The sequence below is a fragment of the Domibacillus tundrae genome, from assembly GCF_000970675.1.
GTDB lineage: Bacteria > Bacillota > Bacilli > Bacillales > Domibacillaceae > Domibacillus > Domibacillus tundrae.
Genome location: NZ_LAJA01000002.1, coordinates 33,396 through 54,656 on the forward strand (window position 1 = coordinate 33,396; position 21,261 = coordinate 54,656).

The 21,261-nt window shown below is 41.9% G+C and carries 33 protein-coding genes and 1 tRNA gene; 9 read left to right on the plus strand and 25 right to left on the minus strand.

All coding sequences use genetic code 11. From position 1 onward, the window contains the following. Window positions 1-109: 109 nt before the first annotated feature. The 3 genes from VQ00_RS04615 to yneA form a co-directional block, all read right to left on the minus strand. On the minus strand, window positions 110-343 hold the full coding sequence (locus VQ00_RS04615; RefSeq protein WP_046178986.1) for a DUF896 domain-containing protein: 234 nt from the start codon (window positions 341-343) through the stop codon (window positions 110-112). Between the two features lie 73 nt (window positions 344-416). Further along, the gene (locus VQ00_RS04620) at window positions 417-1,073 is read right to left on the minus strand and encodes a YneB family resolvase-like protein (RefSeq protein ID WP_046178987.1); all 657 of its coding nucleotides are present in this window, start codon (window positions 1,071-1,073) and stop codon (window positions 417-419) included. Window positions 1,074-1,079: 6 nt separating this feature from the next. Then, on the minus strand, window positions 1,080-1,391 hold the full coding sequence (yneA, locus tag VQ00_RS04625) for a cell division suppressor protein YneA (protein WP_052728331.1): 312 nt from the start codon (window positions 1,389-1,391) through the stop codon (window positions 1,080-1,082). A 156-nt stretch (window positions 1,392-1,547) separates the two neighbouring features. Between yneA and lexA the strand changes: the two genes are divergently transcribed. Together lexA and VQ00_RS04635 are read left to right on the plus strand one after the other, a co-directional pair. After that, window positions 1,548-2,165, plus strand: coding sequence for a transcriptional repressor LexA (gene lexA / locus VQ00_RS04630; protein WP_046178988.1), 618 nt, complete (start codon window positions 1,548-1,550; stop codon window positions 2,163-2,165). A 336-nt stretch (window positions 2,166-2,501) separates the two neighbouring features. After that, the gene (locus VQ00_RS04635) at window positions 2,502-3,263 is read left to right on the plus strand and encodes an SDR family NAD(P)-dependent oxidoreductase (protein WP_046178989.1); all 762 of its coding nucleotides are present in this window, start codon (window positions 2,502-2,504) and stop codon (window positions 3,261-3,263) included. A 40-nt stretch (window positions 3,264-3,303) separates the two neighbouring features. Here the strand turns inward: VQ00_RS04635 and VQ00_RS04640 are convergent, their stop codons facing one another. From VQ00_RS04640 to VQ00_RS04660, 5 genes are all read right to left on the minus strand, one after another. Continuing rightward, on the minus strand, window positions 3,304-4,089 hold the full coding sequence (locus tag VQ00_RS04640; protein WP_046178990.1) for an ABC transporter permease: 786 nt from the start codon (window positions 4,087-4,089) through the stop codon (window positions 3,304-3,306). A 3-nt stretch (window positions 4,090-4,092) separates the two neighbouring features. Then, complete coding sequence (locus VQ00_RS04645) at window positions 4,093-4,884, minus strand: ABC transporter permease (RefSeq protein WP_046178991.1); 792 nt, start codon at window positions 4,882-4,884, stop codon at window positions 4,093-4,095. Continuing rightward, on the minus strand, window positions 4,877-5,893 hold the full coding sequence (locus VQ00_RS04650; protein ID WP_046178992.1) for an ABC transporter ATP-binding protein: 1,017 nt from the start codon (window positions 5,891-5,893) through the stop codon (window positions 4,877-4,879). Before VQ00_RS04650 ends, VQ00_RS04645 begins: the two co-directional genes overlap by 8 nt. Before the next feature lie 143 nt (window positions 5,894-6,036). After that, the gene (locus tag VQ00_RS04655; RefSeq protein ID WP_082091468.1) at window positions 6,037-7,356 is read right to left on the minus strand and encodes a D-serine ammonia-lyase; all 1,320 of its coding nucleotides are present in this window, start codon (window positions 7,354-7,356) and stop codon (window positions 6,037-6,039) included. Next, a complete protein-coding gene (locus VQ00_RS04660) occupies window positions 7,353-8,543 on the minus strand; it encodes a DNA polymerase IV (protein ID WP_046178993.1) in 1,191 nt (396 codons plus the stop codon). Before VQ00_RS04660 ends, VQ00_RS04655 begins: the two co-directional genes overlap by 4 nt. A 93-nt stretch (window positions 8,544-8,636) precedes the next feature. Between VQ00_RS04660 and VQ00_RS04665 the strand changes: the two genes are divergently transcribed. Continuing rightward, window positions 8,637-8,972 (plus strand): SH3 domain-containing protein, encoded by a 336-nt coding sequence (locus tag VQ00_RS04665; RefSeq protein ID WP_046178994.1) that lies wholly within the window; start codon window positions 8,637-8,639, stop codon window positions 8,970-8,972. A gap of 59 nt (window positions 8,973-9,031) precedes the next feature. Here the strand turns inward: VQ00_RS04665 and VQ00_RS04670 are convergent, their stop codons facing one another. The 8 genes from VQ00_RS04670 to VQ00_RS18435 form a co-directional block, all read right to left on the minus strand. Continuing rightward, on the minus strand, window positions 9,032-9,511 hold the full coding sequence (locus VQ00_RS04670; protein ID WP_046178995.1) for a CSC1 family protein: 480 nt from the start codon (window positions 9,509-9,511) through the stop codon (window positions 9,032-9,034). An 87-nt stretch (window positions 9,512-9,598) separates the two neighbouring features. Then, window positions 9,599-10,363, minus strand: coding sequence for an STAS domain-containing protein (locus VQ00_RS04675; protein ID WP_046178996.1), 765 nt, complete (start codon window positions 10,361-10,363; stop codon window positions 9,599-9,601). 72 nt (window positions 10,364-10,435) lie between these two features. Then, a complete protein-coding gene (locus VQ00_RS04680) occupies window positions 10,436-10,729 on the minus strand; it encodes a Dabb family protein (RefSeq protein WP_046178997.1) in 294 nt (97 codons plus the stop codon). Between the two features lie 402 nt (window positions 10,730-11,131). Next, window positions 11,132-11,332: a hypothetical protein gene (locus tag VQ00_RS04685; RefSeq protein WP_046178998.1), complete on the minus strand. Its 201-nt coding sequence runs from the start codon at window positions 11,330-11,332 to the stop codon at window positions 11,132-11,134. 121 nt (window positions 11,333-11,453) lie between these two features. Further along, window positions 11,454-11,636: a hypothetical protein gene (locus VQ00_RS04690; protein ID WP_046178999.1), complete on the minus strand. Its 183-nt coding sequence runs from the start codon at window positions 11,634-11,636 to the stop codon at window positions 11,454-11,456. Window positions 11,637-12,214: 578 nt separating this feature from the next. Further along, a complete protein-coding gene (locus VQ00_RS18430) occupies window positions 12,215-12,385 on the minus strand; it encodes a hypothetical protein (protein WP_156153968.1) in 171 nt (56 codons plus the stop codon). Between the two features lie 105 nt (window positions 12,386-12,490). Continuing rightward, on the minus strand, window positions 12,491-12,712 hold the full coding sequence (locus VQ00_RS04695; protein WP_046179000.1) for a hypothetical protein: 222 nt from the start codon (window positions 12,710-12,712) through the stop codon (window positions 12,491-12,493). A gap of 51 nt (window positions 12,713-12,763) precedes the next feature. Continuing rightward, window positions 12,764-12,922 carry a hypothetical protein gene (locus VQ00_RS18435; protein WP_156153969.1) on the minus strand — a complete coding sequence of 53 codons (159 nt, stop codon included), beginning with the start codon at window positions 12,920-12,922 and terminating at the stop codon, window positions 12,764-12,766. A gap of 343 nt (window positions 12,923-13,265) precedes the next feature. On the opposite strand from VQ00_RS18435, the gene VQ00_RS04700 reads away from it, so the two are divergent. Then, entirely contained in the window at window positions 13,266-14,735 is a 1,470-nt protein-coding gene (locus VQ00_RS04700) for a recombinase family protein (protein ID WP_046179001.1), read from the plus strand. On the opposite strand, the gene VQ00_RS04705 is transcribed toward VQ00_RS04700, so the two are convergent. The 7 genes from VQ00_RS04705 to VQ00_RS04735 form a co-directional block, all read right to left on the minus strand. Further along, window positions 14,722-15,006: a hypothetical protein gene (locus VQ00_RS04705; protein WP_046179002.1), complete on the minus strand. Its 285-nt coding sequence runs from the start codon at window positions 15,004-15,006 to the stop codon at window positions 14,722-14,724. The genes VQ00_RS04700 and VQ00_RS04705 overlap by 14 nt on opposite strands. Before the next feature lie 171 nt (window positions 15,007-15,177). After that, window positions 15,178-15,378 (minus strand): hypothetical protein, encoded by a 201-nt coding sequence (locus VQ00_RS04710; RefSeq protein WP_046179003.1) that lies wholly within the window; start codon window positions 15,376-15,378, stop codon window positions 15,178-15,180. A 52-nt stretch (window positions 15,379-15,430) separates the two neighbouring features. Then, entirely contained in the window at window positions 15,431-15,685 is a 255-nt protein-coding gene (locus VQ00_RS04715) for a hypothetical protein (RefSeq protein WP_046179004.1), read from the minus strand. Window positions 15,686-15,953: 268 nt separating this feature from the next. Further along, complete coding sequence (locus tag VQ00_RS04720) at window positions 15,954-16,544, minus strand: YiiX/YebB-like N1pC/P60 family cysteine hydrolase (RefSeq protein WP_046179005.1); 591 nt, start codon at window positions 16,542-16,544, stop codon at window positions 15,954-15,956. A gap of 158 nt (window positions 16,545-16,702) precedes the next feature. Further along, window positions 16,703-17,272 (minus strand): manganese catalase family protein, encoded by a 570-nt coding sequence (locus tag VQ00_RS04725; protein ID WP_046179006.1) that lies wholly within the window; start codon window positions 17,270-17,272, stop codon window positions 16,703-16,705. Window positions 17,273-17,296: 24 nt separating this feature from the next. Then, window positions 17,297-17,560 carry a spore coat protein CotJB gene (locus tag VQ00_RS04730; protein ID WP_046179007.1) on the minus strand — a complete coding sequence of 88 codons (264 nt, stop codon included), beginning with the start codon at window positions 17,558-17,560 and terminating at the stop codon, window positions 17,297-17,299. After that, window positions 17,553-17,798 (minus strand): spore coat associated protein CotJA, encoded by a 246-nt coding sequence (locus VQ00_RS04735; RefSeq protein ID WP_046179008.1) that lies wholly within the window; start codon window positions 17,796-17,798, stop codon window positions 17,553-17,555. Before VQ00_RS04735 ends, VQ00_RS04730 begins: the two co-directional genes overlap by 8 nt. A gap of 148 nt (window positions 17,799-17,946) precedes the next feature. Here VQ00_RS04735 and VQ00_RS04740 point away from each other — a divergent pair, with 148 nt between their 5' ends. The 3 genes from VQ00_RS04740 (at window position 17,947) to VQ00_RS04750 (ending at window position 19,177) form a co-directional block, all read left to right on the plus strand. Continuing rightward, on the plus strand, window positions 17,947-18,177 hold the full coding sequence (locus tag VQ00_RS04740; protein WP_046179009.1) for a hypothetical protein: 231 nt from the start codon (window positions 17,947-17,949) through the stop codon (window positions 18,175-18,177). Window positions 18,178-18,438: 261 nt separating this feature from the next. Next, window positions 18,439-18,939, plus strand: coding sequence for a hypothetical protein (locus tag VQ00_RS04745; protein WP_046179010.1), 501 nt, complete (start codon window positions 18,439-18,441; stop codon window positions 18,937-18,939). 167 nt (window positions 18,940-19,106) lie between these two features. Continuing rightward, window positions 19,107-19,177: transfer RNA gene (locus tag VQ00_RS04750), tRNA-Cys, on the plus strand. 303 nt (window positions 19,178-19,480) lie between these two features. Here the strand turns inward: VQ00_RS04750 and VQ00_RS19320 are convergent. Further along, entirely contained in the window at window positions 19,481-19,603 is a 123-nt protein-coding gene (locus VQ00_RS19320) for a hypothetical protein (protein WP_281175899.1), read from the minus strand. Window positions 19,604-19,911: 308 nt separating this feature from the next. Further along, window positions 19,912-20,553: an MBL fold metallo-hydrolase gene (locus tag VQ00_RS04760; protein WP_046179026.1), complete on the minus strand. Its 642-nt coding sequence runs from the start codon at window positions 20,551-20,553 to the stop codon at window positions 19,912-19,914. Between the two features lie 316 nt (window positions 20,554-20,869). Here VQ00_RS04760 and VQ00_RS04765 point away from each other — a divergent pair, with 316 nt between their 5' ends. Together VQ00_RS04765 and VQ00_RS18440 are read left to right on the plus strand one after the other, a co-directional pair. Continuing rightward, window positions 20,870-21,061 carry a hypothetical protein gene (locus VQ00_RS04765; protein ID WP_046179011.1) on the plus strand — a complete coding sequence of 64 codons (192 nt, stop codon included), beginning with the start codon at window positions 20,870-20,872 and terminating at the stop codon, window positions 21,059-21,061. Continuing rightward, complete coding sequence (locus tag VQ00_RS18440; protein ID WP_156153970.1) at window positions 21,039-21,215, plus strand: hypothetical protein; 177 nt, start codon at window positions 21,039-21,041, stop codon at window positions 21,213-21,215. The genes VQ00_RS04765 and VQ00_RS18440 overlap by 23 nt, the downstream gene beginning before the upstream one ends. Window positions 21,216-21,261 lie beyond the last annotated feature (46 nt).

Consider the following 21,261-nt stretch of genomic DNA (forward strand, 5'->3'; position numbering starts at 1 on the left):
CTTTCAAAAGGGGATTTACCACTTTATATTAAAGGTCTTTGACGGAATATACAACAAAAATACAGAACAATATGAAAAAAGAGACAGCTTTCACTGCCTCCGTTCTGGCTCAATTCATTTTTCTGCGTTTCTGGATGTCGCGCACTTTTTTCGGTGTCACCTCTTCGCCGTTCGGGTCAAAGACACGAACATGTTCGACCGTATCCCGCATAGAAGTGCGGAAGACCGTCAAATACTCTTGGCGAAGTGCCGCCTGCTCTTTCAACTCTTCGTCTGTCAATGATGATTTTTTTGATTTTTTTGCCAACTCGTTTATACGTGCAATCTTTTCAGATGATAACATTTTTTGCTGCTCCTTTCTCATACTCAGTTATCGCTATCGTACAGAAATGAACGGAGTCTGACAAGAAAAAAGCTTACATATTGCCGGATTCATTTTCAATATATTCCATGTAACGCCGGTGAACGGTTGCGCGTGAAATATCATAACCAAATCCATGGAGCGTTGCAGCTATTTCTTCATATGTAAGACCATTTTCACGAAGTCGAACGATTTCCATAGTTGGCACTTCTTTCCGGACCCGGCCATTTTCATTGCCTCTGTTTTTTAAATTTTTCTCTGGACGGTAGCCTTTTTCTACGGCTCGTTTCATGCCCCGTTTAATTTTTAAATTATGGATTTTTCGCTGGTATTCTTCTACCATACTGACAATTTGCAAAACCATCGAATCGGATTCAGACAGCTGCATCTCTCCATCATCCGCTATACTAAAAACCGAAACGCCTTCTTTGAATAAACAATGAATAAGTGCAATCTTAGCGTTTCCGCGTCCAATCCGGGTTTCGTCTTGAATCAAAACAGCTTCAATATCTTCTTGTTTAATAAGATCGAGCAATTCGAGCATTCCGGGACGATTCAACTCATAACCACTGGCCCGGTCCCTGATTACACGCACCGGCTCAAATCCCTTCAAATTAGAAAGAGCGAGGAGTTCTTCTTCCTGGCGTTCAAGCGACGATTCCTGCGCTTCTTTTTCCGTGCTGACACGGCAGTAAATAACCGCTTTTTTCATTCAGTATCATTCCCCGTCTGCCAATTGAAGACTGCTGTCAGATGTTACAGCAGGTACTGGAATGGTCAGTTCTTCCCCCGGCACTATTTTAGTTGTAATTAAATTGTTTTCATCTTGTACCCATTTAATAAATTCAATCTGATTCATTTTATGTAGTTCTTGATAATCCTCAGCTAAACTCCAAAGCGAATCGCCTTTTGCTACTTTTATGGCCTGATAAGCTGTTTCGTCTGAACCGGAAAAACTAAAATATAAAGCCGCTGATGCCATCATTACCGCTAATAATAACATAAAAGAATAATTTTTTGCTTTCTCCACTAAGAACACCCTTTCCTCGAATACTCGTTCGTGCTATAATTTCATTGTAAGGCGAACGATTGTTTCAGTCAAGAGAAAACTCGAACTTATGTTTGTTAAATTTCAGAACACATGTTATACTGTACGTAAATATTAAATAAGAGAGGTGTAGAAAAAGTGACTAAATTATCAAAACGTCAACAGGACATTCTTGATTTCATCAAAGATGAGGTTCGCCGAAAAGGCTATCCGCCATCTGTTCGGGAAATTGGTGAAGCAGTCGGACTTGCATCAAGTTCAACGGTCCATGGCCACCTTGCCCGTCTTGAAGCGAAAAACTACATCCGCCGGGATCCTACGAAACCGCGTGCCATTGAGATTTTAGATACGGACAGTTCTGTACCGAAACAGCATCCTGTCAATGTGCCGGTCATCGGAAAAGTCACAGCTGGTATTCCCATTACAGCGATCGAAAATGTGGAAGAATACTTCCCTCTTCCCGAGCGTCTTGCTCCGCCGGATGAGCAAGTTTTTATGCTTGAAATTGTTGGAGAAAGCATGCGTGAAGCAGGCATTTTAAACGGTGATTACGTTGTTGTCAGACAACAGCAAACAGCGAAAAATGGAGATATTGTTGTTGCGATGACAGAAGACGATGAAGCAACGGTAAAAAGATTTTATAAAGAGGCGGACCATATTCGTCTTCAGCCCGAAAACTCTTCGATGGAGCCGATCTTGCTTCCAAACGTGACGATTTTAGGAAAAGTCATTGGTGTGTACCGTGAAGTTCATTAAGCTTGTCTATCTTATGTAACACACACGTGCTGCATGAAAAAAATCCCCTAAATTTTTAGGGGATTTTTTTGACATATAAAAACACCTTGCCCACAGGCAAGGTGTTTCTCGAAATTTGCGGCGTCCAAACCATGTTCCACAACATGTTCCTCATAAAAGGAATGCCTGTCCGTCTTACGCAAACGAGCTCATCGCATAATTTATATTACGCTTTTTTTTATCGATTGTCAACCTTATTTTCATTTATGACAATACGATTGCGAATGCCATTCTTTTTTGCAAAATTTCATTACTTCTTTTATTGTTATAGTAGTCAAAACAAGGAGCTGAGAAAAAATGAATAAAACCGCTTTAATTACAGGAGCTTCAAGCGGGCTGGGCCTTGAATTTGCAAAAATTTTTGCAAAAGCCGAATATAATCTCGTGATCATCGCGCGCAGCAGGGACAAACTAGAAGCGTTTGCGGATTCATACCCAAATACAGAAATGAAACTAATTACGAAAGATTTAAGTAAACCTGGAGCTGCAAAAGAAGTGGCTGAAGAACTTGACCGGGTTGGGATTCAAGTGGATGTTTTGATCAATAATGCCGGTTTCGGGCTGCTCGGTTCATTCGCTGACCTAAGCCTTGAAAAGCAAACAGAGATGATGCAGCTGAATATGATAGCGTTGACGGAATTGACTCATCTCTTTTTGCCGGGCATGCTCAAGCGAAATTCCGGCCGGATTTTAAACGTCGCAAGCACAGCCGCTTTTCAGCCTGGTCCGATGATGGCTGTTTATTTCGCAACTAAAGCGTTCGTTCTGTCGCTTTCTGAAGCACTCGCGGAAGAATTGACGCATACCAACATAACTGTGACTGCTTTGTGCCCGGGAGCGACAAAGACGAACTTTGGAACGGTTGCCAGTGTTGAAGAGACGAAAATGTTCAGCCAAGCGATGCCGGCTGAACAGGTTGCCGAAGAAGCAGTCAATGGACTATTACAAGGAAAACGTGTCGTGATCACTGGCAGTAAAAACAAAGCAGGTGCTTTCGCTGCAAAACTGCTGCCGCGCAGCACAACCGCAAAAGTTGTTAAATCGTTCACTCGACCGTAACATCAAAAAAGCCAGCCCATTTGGACTGGCTTTTCATTGTTTAATTGCCTGCACCGCGATATTTTGTGACGCCTACGTTCCACATAAAAATGGAGAATGTAAAAAAGACAAGACCGACAACTGGTGTTAAAAAAGCATATGTATACCAGTCTTCACGGCCTAAAAAATACGCAGCCGGATAAACACCGACGAACGCAAACGGCAAAATCCATGTAAGCACAAAACGAATAACATTGTTATAAATATTAACTGGATAGCGGCCGTAGTTTCCGATATTATACATCATTGGCATAATACTTGTCGGGCTGTCCGACCAAAAACTGATGCTGGCAATTAACACAAAAATGGATGCATACACGAGTGTACCGCCCAGCACAAGAAGCACAAAGATAAATGGATCATACCAAGCCATACTTAAATCAAGAAGGCTCCCCGCATATAACATGACCGCGATGCCGGTAATCACGCCAAAAAGTGATTCAAGCTCCATCCGTTCAAGCACAATTTGAAAAAGGCTGTGAATCGGCCGGGTTAAAATCCGATCCATTTCCCCTTTGACGATGTACCGGTCATTAAAGTCCCAAATGTTAAAAAATGCGCCGAATATAGCGAACGGCACGAGGAAAAAGCCGTAAATAAAAATAATTTCTTCCCGTGACCATCCGCTAATCATTGTCGTATGTCCGAATACAAGCAAAATAAAAACAAAATTAACGGCTTGCGACATTAAATCCGAAAAAATCTCTACAACCATATCGGTCCGGTACGTGAGGCGTGTCTTCATATATTGCGCCGCATATTGAAAAAATAGCTGTACATATTTCATGTTTTACCCCCCCTGCACAACAAGCTGTTTTCTGGCGATCAGCCATAGAATTTGAATCGGGAGGATCAAAATGAGCACCCAGACAACTTGAAACAGCACCGCATTTATGACTTCAGATCCGCTGAAACTTTCCGTGAAAATCATACTCGGCACGTAGCTGATTCCTTGAAACGGTAAAAAATCCATAATCTTCTGTGCCCAGCCGGGAAAAAAACTGATGGGCAGCAACAGACCAGAAAACAAATCAATAACGACTCGTTTCGCCCGAATTAGTCCCATATTGTTATAGAAGAAAAAGGTTAAAATTCCCGTAAGCAAATTGATTTGCATGTTAATTAAAAAACTAAATACAAGCGCAAGGGCAAAAAGCAGCCACGTTGCCGGATTGGTTGAAAAAGCAATCGGAAAAATGAACATCACAACGACCATCCCCGGAACAGAGAAGAAAGACAAGCGGAAAATGCCTTCACCGAGCCCCTGCATCGTCTTCATCAGTAAGTAATTATACGGACGAATGAACTCGATCGCTACTTTTCCTTCTTTAATTTCCTGCGCAATTTCCCGGTCGATATTATTAAAATAAAACGCCCGCGCCATCCAGGCAATGGAAATATAAGAAGTCATTTGCAGTGCGCTCATTCCTTCAATCGATCCTTTGTCTCCATAAATCGCATTCCAAAGAAAATAATAAGCGCCAATGTTAATGCTGTAAATTAAAATGCCGCTATAATAATTGGTCCGATACGCGAGCATCATTAAAAAGCGGATCCGGATCATTTCGATATACTTACCCATTTGTAATGCCCTCTTCATAAATATTACGGATTATGTCTTCAATTGATATCTCATGTACTTTCAAATCGGTAATTTTGTGCGCAGCAACTACGCGTCCAATGACTTCTGAAATGACATGTTCTTCATTGAGCACGTTTGCAATCCAGACGTTTTGACGGTTGCCTGGTGTCCAAGCGGCGTCCAGCTCTGCTAAGAGCGGCTGCAGGGAGTGTTTTGTCACGGCTGTATCCGCAAACTGGAATTCAATTTGCTTGCCTTCTCCCCAATTCGACCGCAGGCTGCTAAGCTGCCCATCATAAATAATCTTTCCTTCATCGAGCATGACAACGCGCTCACAAAGCGCTTCAATGTCACTTAAATCGTGCGTCGTGAGCAGCACCGTTGTATTATATTTTGCATTCATTTCTTTTAAAAATTCTCGGATTTTCAGCTTTACAAGAACATCCAGCCCAATTGTGGGCTCATCTAAAAATAAAAGCGGCGGATTGTGCAGCAGTGCAGCCGCGAGTTCACATCGCATACGCTGGCCAAGCGACAGCTTACGAACCGGCTTATCGAGCAGCGGTCCAATATCAAGCGATTCAATCACATGGTTCATATGCACATTGTAAACGTCATCAGGCACGTTATAAACTTTTTTCAACAGGCGAAACGATTCTTGAACAGCGATATCCCACCAAAGCTGGGACCGCTGGCCAAATACAACACCGATCGAGCGGACAAATTGCTCACGTTCTTTATGCGGGTCCATCCCATTTACGCGAACAGTTCCGGATGTTGGCGTCAAAATACCCGTAAGCATCTTAATGCTCGTTGACTTTCCAGCCCCATTTTCCCCAATATATCCAACCATTTCACCTCTTTTTACCGAAAATGAAATGTCATTTACCGCGGGAACCACTTTATAATTACGCGTTAACAAATCACGAAACGCACCCTTCAGTCCCGAACGGCTTGAATGTGATTTAAACTCTTTTCGCAGCTCTTTTACTTCAATCATGTTTTCCACAGTACACGTCTCCTCTTTGTTTTCACCTTCAATAGTTTACCGGAGAGTGTGTGTAGACACAAATTATTTTTCTTGAATGGGCATGATCGTTTTTTCTCAAACAAAAGCATCCCTTATAAAGAAAATAGTTAGTTCCAGCCTATCTAATTCATAGTGAAACACATCATCGGAGTATTGCGGCCTTTTTTTATATACTGCTCCATAATGTCATCCGGCACCATGCTTCCTCCCGTAGCCCAAACGAGATGAACCGGCTGGCCTTTCACTTTTTTCTGACCGGCAAGCAGCGTCGATCCAATCATGCCAGCGAGAGCAGACGGTTCAAGCTTTATGTTTTCCGATTCCACAAGACCACTAAGCATAGCGAACAACTGGTCATCGTGTACCGTATAGCTGCCGGCTAAAAACGGTTCAACAAGTTTCCCGACAAATCCAGACGGGCGGCCCACAGCGAGACCGTCCGCTTCTGTTTGATTCGTTAAGCCGATATCCTGAACTGCAATTTGGTCATGAAGACCAGTGGCAAGACCAAGCAGCATGCATGGGCTTTCTGCAGGTTCCGCAAAAAAACAATGGACATGCGGCCCGAAAACGAGCTGAAGGCCAAATGCAACGCCGCCAGGTCCGCCGCCAATGCCACAAGGCAAATATACATAAAGCGGATGGTCTTCATCCACTACAACACCAGCGTCATCAAATTGCTTTTTCAATCGAAGTCCTGCCACCGCATAGCCTAAAAATAAAGTATGCGAATGCTCATCATCGACAAAGTACGCGTTCGGGTCCTGCTTTGCTTCTTCTCTTCCTTGCGCGACCGCTTTCTCATAGTCTGCTTTATGTTCAACAACGATGGCGCCTTTTTCACGAAGCAGTGCTTTTTTCCATTCTTTCGCGTCCGCAGACATATGAACGGTCACATTGAACCCCATTTTGGCGCCCATAATGCCAATACTGAGACCTAGATTTCCAGTCGAACCGACAATAATCCGGTGGGATGAAAATAGCTTTTTGAATGCTTGATCAGCAAAAGCATGATAATTATCTTTTTCAGTAATCAGACCGTCTTCTAACGCAAGCCGTTCAGCGTATGTTAACACTTCGTAAATGCCGCCACGCGCTTTAATCGATCCGGATACAGGCAGATTATGATCCTCTTTCAACCATAATTCGCCTTGGATCGGTTGAGCAGACGCTTTTTCAAGCCACATTTTCATTCGAGGGATTCGGGTAATCGACGACTCGATGATGCCATTCGCTGCCTCTAGCTTCGAAAAAGCGGATTCGAGATATGGCGCAAATCGCTCTAGCCGGTTTTCTGCTTCCTGTACCTCTCGGATTGAAAATAAAGATGAAACTTGATTCTGACGATTGTGGTTGATCCAAAGCACATTTTTTCTTTGTTGCAGTTTTTCGATCATGGATACAATTGATTCATCAAAAGAAAAATCCAGTCCGTTTCTCATTCCATCCATCCCTTTTTTATAATACTGTCGCCAAATTTCCGCTTTAATGCTTCGACAGTTGTGAAAAGCGGCTCCAGCTTGTCTGCTTCTTCTTGAAATGAAAATAAGTCCATTTGGGTCGTCTGCATCCGTTTATCAACAGCATTTTGCGCTGTTATGCCAAGGAGCCTGACCGGTTCGCCATTCCAGTGTTTGAAAAAAAGCGTTTCGGCCGCAGCAAAAAGATCTGCTTCTTCTTGAATATCTCGCTGTAACGTCTGGCTCCTTGTAATGGTTTTAAAATCATCGTAGCGAATCATCACTTGAATCGTCCGTGAGACCGCTTTTTTCTGTTTCATTCGTTCACTGACCGCACGAGACAACATACGCAGCTTAACACGAATAGAAGCCGGTTCAATGATATTTTTCGGAAAAGTAGCCGAGTTGCCGATGCTTTTATAAGACGTATTTGCTTCCGGATCAACAGGACGGTCATCGATGCCGTTTACTCGGTCACGCATCCGGACACCTCGCACGCCCATAATGGATTGAACTTTTTTCACGTCTGCTTTCGCCAGATCTCCCATTGTCAAAATTCCATGCGCTTGCAATTTCGCAGCTGTTTTTTCGCCAATTCCATGCGCGTCTAATACCGGCTTATTCCAAAGTACACGCTCCACATCCCGCTTTCTTAACACAGTGAGTCCGAGCGGTTTTTGCATGTCGCTCGCCATTTTTGCCAAAAATTTATTTGGAGCAATTCCGATGGAAATAGGGATGTCAAATCGTTTTACTGTTTCTTGCTGAATCTTCATCGCAATGTCGATTGGAGACCCAAGGTGCGCACACTCTGTAATATCGAGATACGCTTCATCAATAGACGCATATTCAATCAAAGGAGAAACCTCTGCTAAATATGCAAAAATCCTTTTTGAGTATTCTTTATAGATTGCATGATTCGGCTTGATCACGACCGCTTCCGGTACGAGCTTTAACGCTTCCCCGAGCGCCATCGTTGTATATATCCCTTTATCTTTGCACAAATAATTGGCGGCCACTACGATGCCTTTTCGTTCTTCCGGGTTTCCTGCGATGATCACCGGCTTGTTTTTCAGCGCCGGATTTTCCGCCATTTCCACGCTGGCAAAAAACGCATTTGCATCAATATGGAGAATAACGCGTCCATTTTTCGGATAAAAACCTTCCATGTTTTCACCTCCCAAGGAAAAAGTTGTCATCGTTTCTATACAAAAGTTTTGAAAAAGGTATAATTTTTCCATTGAATGCAGGGAAGATTTACTGTGAATGTTAAAAAAATCGTTATGTTTATTTTAACATCGTTTCTCGTTTTATCGGTATTTAGCCAATCAGGCAATACCGATAAAACGAAAACAGGGTATGTCAGTCTGTCAAGCGGTACATTACATGTCAGAAGCGGTCCCGGAATAAATTATAAAGTTGTCGGTTCTTTACAAAACAATTCGCAAGTTACTGTTTACTCCCAAACAAAAAGCGGCTGGTCTGAAATTCGGTATAATAGCAAAAAAGCGTTTGTCGCCACGAAGTATTTACGTTTTTATAGTTATAAAATGGATTCATCAAAAGCGCAAAGAACGGCAAGACGGTCTCTGAATTAACAAAACTGGACAAAAATTAAGCACAATTAACCCCATGGCCTCCGCCATGGGGTCTTTTCTCAATCAAATTCTTTATATACTTTCCCAAACTTCAAGACGTCATAAATCGCTTTCCCGTCACTCGGGTTTTCTTCTCCATATTCCACCGGAAGGAGCGCAAAAAACACAAGATAGACCGAAAAGTAAACAAACTGATAAAAAAACATATGTACCGGAAGAATACCAGCGTGAATAAAGCCATTGACAATCAAAATGGATAAAGTATTAAAGATAGAACCGCCTGCGTAAATAAGCGCATGCTTCCACCGGCGTTCACGTCTCAGCTGATCGTATCGGCAGGCAGAATCAATGAAATAAAGTTTGCGGATTTCAATGTTTTTCAATTGAAACAGCTTGCCGCCCCGGCCAATAATTAACGATGTTTTACTGCCGAACAAATACGCAAAGAATGCATGTCCACCTGTATGAATGAGCAGCGTCAACGGAAGAGTTATAAAAAACGCCCACATGAATGTACCCATATCGCTTAAATTAAACATGCTGAAAACTCCTTTTTAAAATCATATTCGTAAGGAGTTTACCTCATCTATCTGTATTAAAACGCCGGACATCAAAATGAAATAATTTTAATGTCTCTTTTTATTTTGAATAATATATTGAAGTCCTGCGTAAGCCGTTTGAAACGTCTGAATATGGTGTTCAAGCCGGCCAACTGTCTGTGCCAATTTTGGTTTAATGCCCGTCATAATGCATTCCGCTCCAATTAACCGGAGACAGTCAGTCAATTTTTGAATATGGTGATGAATCGCGTCATCCGCTATGAACAGACCACTTAAATCCAGCAGCACATACTGAATACGATGCTGTGTACATTCTTCCAGAACTGAGATAATCATCCGGTCTGCGCGTTCCGTGTCAAATTCGCCAATTAACGGCAAAGAGATGGTCTTTTCCCAAATGTGAATAATTGGAACGGAGAGGGCATGAATAAGTTTTTCTTTTTCCGCTTCTTCTTCCGCTTTTGTTGTGACATCCGTCAACATGACAATATAACCGTTTATATGGCCGTGTTCATTTTTCATCGGCGTCACAACTATGTCTGTCACAATCCGGTCTTTAATTGTAATACGCGTCCGGTGGCTGTCTTGAAGTGACTTCATTACTGCTTGCTGCCGTTTTGGCGATGCGTGAAACTGATCCATATTCATGCCGATTATGTCATCAACGCTCGTTAAGCCGTACAATGGCGCAATGACGGTCAACAAATTTGCGGCATTCGCATTCATCCATTGAATGGTATACGTCGTATCCGCAATCAAAATGTTATCCCCCACACTATCCAGTACATGTATTGCGGACAATTGCTCAGGAATGTAGCCTAAAGCACTCATATGTCTCCACCTTATCTATAGTATGATCATTATAAAAAAAGACTCCGTGATCGCTCAAGGAGTCCTAATCGGTTAAATTTCGATATCAACGACGATGCTGTCGAGCCGGCCCACTTCACGGATAAAAGCTGCCACTGCTTGATGTTCGGGATGCGGTCCATAGGCCTCAAGTGCTGCTTTGTTTTCAAAGCGCGTTGTCAGCACCACTTGATAGCCTTGATTTTTTTCTGAGAAATTAATGCCTGCTTGAATGTCAATCACACCATCAAGGTGCTGCTCAAGCGCTTTAAACCGTGCAGTCACTTCCTCAAGCTGTTCGACAGTCGTCGTCTCCGCAAATTTAACAAGTACGATATGATCAATCATGTTATGTCCTCTTTTCATAAATCAATATAATGTGAATATATCATTTTTACAACCGGCGGTAAACATTTGTTCCTTTACCTCGGTTTTCTTTTCGATAATTGACGAAACCATTGTTCATCATTCGTCATAATGGCAAGTGCTATAATATTGAAAAGCAGGCATTGTTTTTCCGAATATAATCGTGATGTGTGAAAATGAAAAATTCAGAAGTGTTATTTGGATATGGAGCTTTAGCAGCGGTTTTGTTTATGATTGGTGTTTTTCTTTACTGATTGATTCACGAAAGGAAGAAAAAATACAAAAAATAAGTTGATTGAGCAATTTGACTCAACAAAAGAATCCCGCCATCAATAACAGATAGGGGACTTAAAAGACTCAGATTAAAGTAGTTATTTATTTGGCTTATCCTTTTGCTGGTACTTCTGCAGGCGGCTCTAATGGCGTTTCTGCCGGTGATTTTGCTGGCGCTTCTGCTGGCGGCTCTATTGGTGTTTCTGCCGGTGATTTTGCTGGCGCTTCTGCTGGCGGCTTTATTGGTGTTTCTGCCGGTGATTTCGTTGGAGTTTCCGGTGGTGGTTTTGGTGTTTCTGCAAAATCGCTCATATCGATTCTCCTTACCTATTGGCAGCGTTTAGTATAATTAATTAACTTTATCCTTGTTTTTTAAACTTATTTTTCAAAAAAAAGAAAAAGACCGATTGAGATCAGCCTTTTTGTATGTCTTCTAAGTCATACTTATAACTTTTAATTTATCCTTACTCACATTCAATTTCTTGCTTAATTCTTCTTTAACCAGCATACTTACACCGCTATCTGAGTCCGGGTTTATTTCCACCTGTTCATATTTCTGCCGGCCTTCCGGCATCCCATTAGAGTCCAAAGGGTAATAACTCACTTTAATTTTCACTACATCATCTCCATGTATCTTATATTCGACAAAAGGAGATAATTCCCTGCCTCTCTCGCCCCCATTTAAGTGATATGATTATTAGGGCAAAGTATCATTCATTTCTGTTAAAATAGAATTGCGAGTACTATTTTAACGGTCGGGGGCTTTTTCTCGGCTTTTTTGTATATTTTCTTTCGAAATGGGCATGCTGGAGGTGTAAGGAACCCATCCTTCCACTCCTATATCAACCTTTTTATGCCGGGGATCTCCTCGGCTTTTTTTATTTTGTTTGTATAAAACTTTCTGAACCAGGTCATACTGTTGGTGGTAAGGCAGTCCCAGCCTTCCAAGCTATATTCCCATTAACACAGTGCAGTCAGAGCCCCCTCTGGCTGTTTTTTCATGCAAACCCCCACCGCTTATTCGCTGCCTCAAGTCTTTCCGGCGTCAAATCCTGATACCCCTCAAGAATATACCCATCACTCACGCGCTTCTCCATAAACCACATATATTGCGCCTTGCTGAGATTCCGGTTTGAATTGACCGTGCGCTTTGGCTGAGCTGTTTGTTTCACTTTCGGTAAATAAGCCGGAATTTTAAATTAAAATTAATTGCCCACGATCCAGAAAAATTTCGTCAACTTCACTCTGCAGCCATAAAATCCGCTTTGCACGGTATTGCTCACATAACTGATTGACGTGATACCAAAGAAACATTCCCATAATCGTTAAAATGATTGTTTGCGCTGCATTAAGCACCCAAAACATGACGCTTCTTCACCACTTTCGCGTTTATTCCTTGCTGGCTAAGCCGCTTGACGATAATGGCGTATGGCCGGCGGCGCTTCCTTGGGGTATCCTTTTTATCCATACTCATAACCATCCTTTGTCTTTTGCCCTGCTCAGCGTTTCACCCCTAACCTGCTTTGGATTCACCAGATATGCTTCATATAAATGCCGATGGAAGTTTGCTGCAGCCCTCTCCAGCTTGTTTAGCTCAACTGTTAAATCCTTCACCCTGTCTTTTTCTGATTTGCTGACCTCTTCCGGCGGTTTGCACCAGTCAAATTCTTCTGACCAGATCTGATCGTACACATCACTCCACTTCTTTAAAAGGAAATTTGTCTTCTAGTGTATGAAGAAAGGTTAAGCAAATTCATCCTTCTGTTTGCGCGGCGCTATCTCGTAGCTGGTGATCACAACTTTTGTGCCGGTATAACGGGACAGAATTTCTTCAATCACGGCCTTTACTTGTTCTGCTTTTTCCGGCGTGAAGTCAATCGGCTTGAGAATAGGCTTTTTCACTAAATGACCGCCTCTCGTAGTTGAAATTTGTGGGCTGGCTTAATACTATGCCTCCCTTTATTCCGATATGGCTGGATAAAATTCTTTCCAAAATGATTTTCAAGTTCTCCGCTTTTTCGGGAGTTATTCTGATTGGTTCGAGTGACTTTCTCAATGAAATTCTTCCTTAGCTGACTTCTTTAGATTTAACATTTGCATTTTCCGCTACAGCAATTGGTGTTTGGAATTTTGTCAGCTTATATGATCCAAATTTGAATAAGAATGTAATGACAAAGAAGTTGTATATCAGGATGCATTGAATACTACTATGAGTTAAGGACTGCTTGCTAATGAGGTGAAACGAATGAAAGTCGCTCTTTATATACGAGTATCAACGGAAGAACAGGCGCAGCATGGGTATTCCCTTGCTGCCCAGGAAGAAAGACTGCGCGCCTACGCGATGTCCCAGGACTGGAAAATCGTGAAGGTCTACCGAGATGAGGGCCGGTCAGCGAAGGATTTAAAACGGGATCAATTGCAACGAATGCTGACAGATTTAAAAGTTGGTTTATTTGAAGTGATCCTAGTTTATCGGCTCGATCGTCTCACGCGCTCGGTCCTTGATCTATACGAGCTGCTTAAAATTTTCGATCAGCATGACGTAAAATTCAAGTCAGCGACAGAGGTTTATGATACGACAACAGCAATCGGGCGCTTATTCATTACCCTTGTAGCCGCACTGGCACAATGGGAGCGTGAAAACCTTGCTGAACGTGTTAAATTCGGTATGCTGAAGAAAGCGAGTTTAGGCGAATGGATGGGCGGCATCATTCCTTATGGTTATGCGTTTGATGGAGAGTCTTTTCGTGTAATCAAAAATGAAGCAGATATTATCAAAAAAATATTCAAGATGGGGAAAACAAAAGGCATGGAGAAGATAGCCAGCATATTAACCAAGGAAGGTTATCGCACAAAAAAAGGCTTTAATTGGAGTGGTTTTGCGGTGCATTATATTCTGAGAAATCCTGTTTATATCGGGATTTTCCGCTATAATGACGGCAGTGGAAAAACATATCAGTCTTTAGAAGAGCAGCGGACATTTAAGAGTGATCTCATTGATCCTATTGTTACAGAAGAAGAATTTTGGGACATGCAGAAGATCCTTGATAACCGAAAACATCAATACGGAAAATCATTAACCGGCAAGTATTACTTTACCTCTGTTCTGCGTTGTGGCAAGTGCGGAGCTTATATGACCGGGACCGCTTATAAATATAAAGAAAAAAACGGGGAAATAACGAAGACAAAATATTACCGCTGTTCGAACAAAGTGAGGACGAAAGGCTGCACCATGCCTCAAATACAGGAACGTAGATTAGCGGAAGAGTTGATACGCGTATTTGATGATTTGACCAAAAGCTGGTTTTCAAAGCCGCAGGCAAAGCAAATTGTTGATTTAGATGAAAGTGCAAAGGCTGCCGCTAAAAAACTTGATAAAATAAGAAAAGCAATCGATAAATATAAATTAATGTTCATCAACGATCTTATCGATATTGAAGAATTAAATAATCAGCTCTCGGTTTTGAAAACACAAGAGGAAAATTCGACTGCTGAATTGAATAAACAATCCGAGCTGAAAAATGCGACCGAGCTCTCCCCGCAAGAATTAGAAAATCTGATTTATCATTTTAAGTCCGTTTGGGATATTGCCGAGGACGAAGAACGCAAGCAGTTAATCACGTCTATCTTTTCAGAAATTGTAATTGATGCTAAGGTGGGATCTTCTTATGGACCAGGGACATCCAAGCATTTTTGGCTCGTTAGTGCGAAATAGCGGGAATGCCAAGGGCATATATGCTTTTACCTAGGATAGGGAGATCAATCATTGCATCCCAATCTTCTTTCGCAAGGGTTAAGCCAACTGCCATAATGTTTTTGCTTTCAACAACCTCAAGCGCCGGTTTCATGGCTGTTATCCGTTTGTCCAAATACGTAGATACCTGTACTATATACACTTCATTCCGCAGCCTGGAAAAATCGCGGATAAATCCGATAATCTGTTCTTGCCCATTCGCAATAATGACCCAGTCACCAGGTTTGAGCATGTGTCCCCCCTCCTCGCCGCCACTGCTATTAATATTAGATGCATGCGGTCACATGAATGCGCATGTTTTTAGCATTGATTTTAAATTTTCGATTTAAATACTTTACGTACTTTCCGCATAAAAAAGGTGCTGTTTCCGTCAAGTTTACCTGACTGGAGACAACACCTTTTTTTATTCTGGAGAAGACATTCCACCTGCACCGGCAGAAAGATGATCTGGACGAACTTGAAAATGTTGATTTTCATTTACTTTTTCATCCACCGGCATTATTTTCAGTTGAATTCCAAGATCCTTTAATGCGTTTATAACAGTAGATTCGATAGTAGGATGGGCTGTTTCATCAAATAATAGTTCCACTAATACTTTTTTCATTCAATTGCCTCCCCTTTTATTTGTAGAAGGAGTATTCCACCTGCTTATTTGTTTATTCTTCTTGTCCTGCGTTTTTTTCGAGAAATTCATAGCCGGATACAGTGACTGAACATTCATCTTCAATCAAATAGCCAACAATTTCTTTCCCTTCTCCGGACCGCTTTACGGTAATTCCTGTGGCTAGGTTATTGGAATCGAGAAAATGAAGTGCTTCCCCGAATAATTCAAGATCTGTGTCCCCCTGCTCTGGTTTCATACCGTTTTTCATCGTATTTAATATGTGTAATGCCCGCTTTTCTACTTGCATGACTGGTCACTTCCTTTTTTCATTTTCAGTATCATTCTTTTCCCGTTTTTGTTTTATTGTATGCCTTTTTTCAAAAAAAATATTTGAATTTTGCACATAATGTATTAAAAAGGAATATCCTTTCTGAAACGGCTTATACTATTGATGTTTATTTATTTTCAAAAAGGAGTGGATTTCTTATGTTCAAAACGAGGCGGCGTGATTTTTTGTATTTCTTTGTTTATGGAGCAAGTGTGTTAACCGTTGCTTTCTTGCTTTCGACTGAGCATCATGGTACGATTTCAAACATCGGATAAACGTGTGGGTCTGCCGCGATATGTTCCGGATAGATAAATCCTGCCTCAGTACGCGGAAACCGGATCCCTATTTGCCCAAAACATTGGTCGACAAATTCTGAACAAATATACTCTTCGTTTTCTTTATGCCGGCCGATTCCGAGCTTAATTCTGGTTAAAATCCGGATCAATTCTGCTTGATCATAATTTCGGTTAAGAGAATCAATGGCTTTTCCAATCATATTTTGTAAAATAGACCGGTCAAAAGAAGAGTCAATTAATGTTTCATGACGCGCTGCGTAAAGCGCTCCCTTGTACTTCTTTCCCGTATTTTCATAGTTCGTCACATAATGCAAGAGCGGGATAATGCGCACGCCGGCGTCCTCTACGCTTTCAAATACGAGAATCCGGCCGTGCCATTCGAATAAAAAAGCGACGTGGCTCACAAAAGAATCAGATGTTTTTTTGATAAATTCGCTGATTAAATACGTCCCGCTGCAAAATAAAAGGTCACCGGTTCGAATACTTTCTACGGCTTGTTCATAAGGAACCTGGATGATTCCTTGAAACTTTTTTATCCCCACTCCACACCCTCCTTTGAAAATAATCCCCGTCATTTATACGATATGCTTTGTTTTCTAAGTTGTTATGAACAAACCTTCACTTTTTTGCCGATTTGTCCAAGAAGCATTTTTTCCCACAAGAAAAGCCAGAGCTGCTCAAGCGCTCTGGCTTTTCTTGATTAAAATACTTTTTTCTGATCCCGCTCGTCTTTTAAAATCTCAACTGCTTCCCGAAAGCGCTGGGAATGAACAACTTCTCGTTCTCTTAAAAAGCGAAGTGAGTCATTTAAATCCGGATCGTCGGACATGTCGATAATCCATTGATATGTCGCTCGCGCTTTTTCTTCTGCCGCGATATCCTCATATAAATCAGCAATCGGATCCCCTTTTGCCTGAATATAGGCAGCGGTGAACGGCACACCTGCTGCATTATTGTAAAAAAGGGCACTGTCATGGCTGACATAATGCTCAGCCAAGCCCGCGTCACGGAGCTGCTGCGGCGTTGCATCTTTTGTCAGCTTATAAATCATCGTTGCAATCATTTCCAAATGGGCAAACTCTTCCGTCGCTATATCGTTAAGAAGTCCAATTACTTTACCGGGAATGGTGTAGCGCTGATTCATATAGCGAAGCGCGGCCGCCAGTTCCCCGTCCGCCCCACCATACTGTTCCATTAAATATTTCGCCAATGTCGGATTGCACGTACTGACTTTTACCGGGTACTGCAGTTTTTTCTCATACGTCCACATTCCGTTTCCACCTTTTCCACTTTTTTAGACTTGCCAAGGCCACGGGGACTCGCTCCAGGCCCAATCGGTTTGCGAAGGATTCAAACTGCCTTGCTGCAAAGGGCCAAATTGAGATTCAAACGCCCGTTTCAGCTGTTTGCTGTATTGGGAAAATTGGTTATATTGCCCAATTGCCTGCTGGTCTGTCGGGTGTGTATCTAAATAAAGCATTAATTCCATTACAACAAAATCGGCTGTCTGAATTTCTTCCAGCTGTTTGTAGTATTCTTTAGGAAGAGGTTTAGTCACGGGACTTTCCCGCTCCTTTCCGGTATGGATTATCATAATAATCATAAAAAACTTTCCAAAGCGTTCCTTTTCTCAATGCATCAGCAGGAGAAAATTGCGGAAGATCCGACGGCTGAAAGCCTAAATATAAATTGGGGGGCGTGCTGTAATACTTGCGTCCGATCGGCGGACACGGATCAAAAGGGCTATGAGGCGGAACATATGATTTTGCACTCGTAAAAGGCTGCTGGCTTTTCACATTTTCTCCTCCTATCAGTTGTCCATTGTATATATGTATGTCTATCATTGCCCAATATGAATAGGCAGAACCGCTGCCTGAAAATAGAGAAAAACAGTTTTTCTTTTTTTGTTTTAAGGGTACAACATACAAAAAGGAGCGATTCTAGATGAATATTGACTATCAGCGTCTTTACGAAGATTACTTAATTTCTACAGAAGAAAAAACGAGACAGCTTGAGCTTGATGAATTTGAAGATGAAAAGCAGCACATGGCCAACTGGCTGCAGAAAGTCCGCGGAATGACGCCAGAACAAGCACAAACCGTCATTAAACATTCGCCTATCAGCAAACAAATCGAACATGCGCATAAAAGAAAAAGCGATACATCGAACCGTTAAAAAATGAATGATATAAACGCCCGTCACCATAATGATGGGGCGTTTTTTCAATACGCTCTCTACTCATTTTTTTAAAAATCATAAACTATATAAATTGAACAAAGATTCTTATTTTAGAAAACAGGGACTGTTTAGGCTGGTGCGTTTCGTATAGGTGCAAGGATGATCACCGATTTGTTTTGGAAGCCATCCTGCCCCACAATCCCTTATGTGCGCAAGCATGACTCGGTCCTGCGGAGGTTTTTGAACAGGGGCCGATAGGTGAAGCCGGCCGGACTTCGCGTTCCGCGGGCAGTGCGGCAGCTTCCTCGGCTGCGCCTGCGGGATCTGCCGATTCACTGCACGTCCCGCAGGAGTCTTCGTCCGGCAGGCTTCACCAAGTGTTTGGAGAAAAAAGCAGTGAGTGTTCAAGCCCGTGCGCTTTGCTCTTTAAATGGGGCATCGTTTCGTTTTAAATTGAAGCCTGCCAGCCCCCCCTTTTCTTCTCTATCCCTTACTCGTCAAAAAGCAGAGGCGGTGGGTGTGCGGCGCAGACTCCAGTGGGACGCGGGCCAGATGAGATCGGTGGAGCGCGGCGGAAACGAGCTCAGCGCCTGCCCAAGGGAACGCGAAGCCGTGCGCCCGCCGCCATTTCGGCTCCTGTCAAAAGCAGCAAGCCAAAACGGCTCTCACACAAAAGCAAAGGTAAAAAATAGTGATGAAGTTGTTTTTTTAGGCAGGCTACTCTTTAGTTATCAGTTACTGCCGCTTCTGTTATTCTAAAAATGAGACATCGATTCTTTTTGTTCAACTTATATAGGGGAATATTTCATTTCCTTTATCCTCGGTTCAATTCCGAGTACCACCTTTTCTATTTATTTTTTGAAAATTGATAAACTAGGGGAATATTTCGTTTATGTGGTGAATAAACTAGATTTACAACACATTACGGTGGTATAGCCAAGCGGTAAGGCGCAGGTCTGCAAAACCTTTATCCTCGGTTCAATTCCGAGTACCACCTTTGCAACACATGCAAAACAGCAGAGGAGCCTGAATATCCGGGCTCCTCTGCTGTTTTCCCCTTAACTTATCCAATTTTCAGTAAACGAATGTCATGAAATGCCTGATGTAAATTCGCTTTCACTTTTAATCCATCGATATTCAACCCAAGTGTTATCATCGTTTGAGCCACTTCAGGACGGATACCGGTAATACAACCAGTACCGATAATTCCAGAAAAGCACTTTTTGCGTTATCAAGTGTCTTCTGATGAAATTGGACGTACGTTAAGCTGAAGTAGTACACTGCATGGTCTAATAATGGATCAAATAAAAGAAACAAGTTTAAAAATAGATGCAGCAGACAGGTTATTCGCGGCCGCTTCTGCCTCCATCGCTTTCCATATGTATGCACGGTAATAGCTTGTATCTTTCAGAGCTTCATCCAAAGGCGTCCCCAGGCTAAAAAAGTAAGCACCTGTTTCTTTGCCCCACTTCTCTATTTTTTCAAATGAGGTTTGAGAATCTGAATGGTCACTTATCCTTCACCAAGAAGTTCAATAAATTGAGTTCGAATGTCTATAATTTTTTGCTCAATAGTCTTGAATGCCTTTTTTCTTGTTCAGACATAGACACTCCAGGCATTCTTTCCTGATGAACCGATTTGGCAATTTCTTGTTTTTCTCTCAAAATCGTTTCACCCAATAATTTTAGTTCATCCTTCAGGATTCTTCCTCCTTGTCCTTTTTACAATTCATCATCCTCGCTTTTTATTAAAAAACGGATTATGTTTGATTTCCTGTCCAATCGTTGTCACTTGATCATGACCCGGCAGCACATATGTACCTTCTGGCAATAAAAATAATTTTTGGCGAATGCTTTTTAAAAGCTGACTTTCTTGTCCGCCTTTTAAATCCGTTCGGCCGATACCACCTTCAAAAAGCGTATCCCCGACAATGACCAGGCCGGATTCTTTAAAATAAAAGCTGACACTTCCGGGGGAATGGCCAGGCGTTTCAAATAATTGAAAGGTAAACCCGCCAATGGCAAGCTCTTCTTCTTTTGAAAACAAATGATCCGCACCCTTTACGGCAACAGACGCAACACCCTCATACTGTTCAGATCCATTCAATAACGGATTCGAAAGCCACTTTTTCTCTTTTTGATGCACATAGGCCGGAATATTGTACTTTTCACGAAGCACATCTACCGCGCCTATATGATCAAAATGGGCATGTGTCAATAAAATCGCCTGCGGTTTCAGCTTTTTCTTTTGAACAAACTGGTGAATTTTCTTTTCTTCACCACCTGGATCAACGATTAAACAACGTCCTTTTTTATTATAAACAACATACGCATTCGTTTGAAGAAGCCCAAGCGGCAATCGTATCCAATCCAGCATTATTTCTGCCCCCTTTTCTTTTCAGGCAGGTCTTGTAATTGTTCAAGTAGTTCGTCCGTCAGCATTTTTTCTTGATGAAAAACAGTCATTTCTTTCAAAGATGTTCTGCCTCATTTCTATTTTAAGCTTTTTTTATTATAGTGTATGGAAACAAAGCCGTATAGCGCTTCTTAAGTTCGAGGCTTCACTGACTGATAAGGTATATTTCCTTAATTATTTGGGTATACAGTAATAGGGCCTCTCTTTTTATCCTTTACACGAATTTTTCTCTCTCCTTTCAAGGCAGAGAGAAATTTTGGTGGGAGGTGGTGAAATGAGAAAAATCCAAGGAATCCATCATTTAATTTCTTATCTTAATTCGGCTGCTTTTCCACTGACGGAAGAGGAAATTCATGATCTACTAACAGAAAAGAAGCTTCCTCATAAAAATCCTGCCAGCGGGGTTCTCATTTTTGATTTAGACCACATTGATTGGTGGATCAATGAAAATCAAAGTAAAAAATAAACATAAACGCCTCTTCTTCAGACGAGGCGTTTATGTTTATCCAACTAAAAACGATTGCCAGTGGCATGCCTTCACCTTTTTAGCGTTTTATAAAGCGGTTTGTTTTGGAGCAAAGAAAAGCGCCATGGCGGGTGCTTTTAAAGAACAATGTTAAACTTCACATCTCGCTTATACCTTTTAACGTACCTTTATACACATTC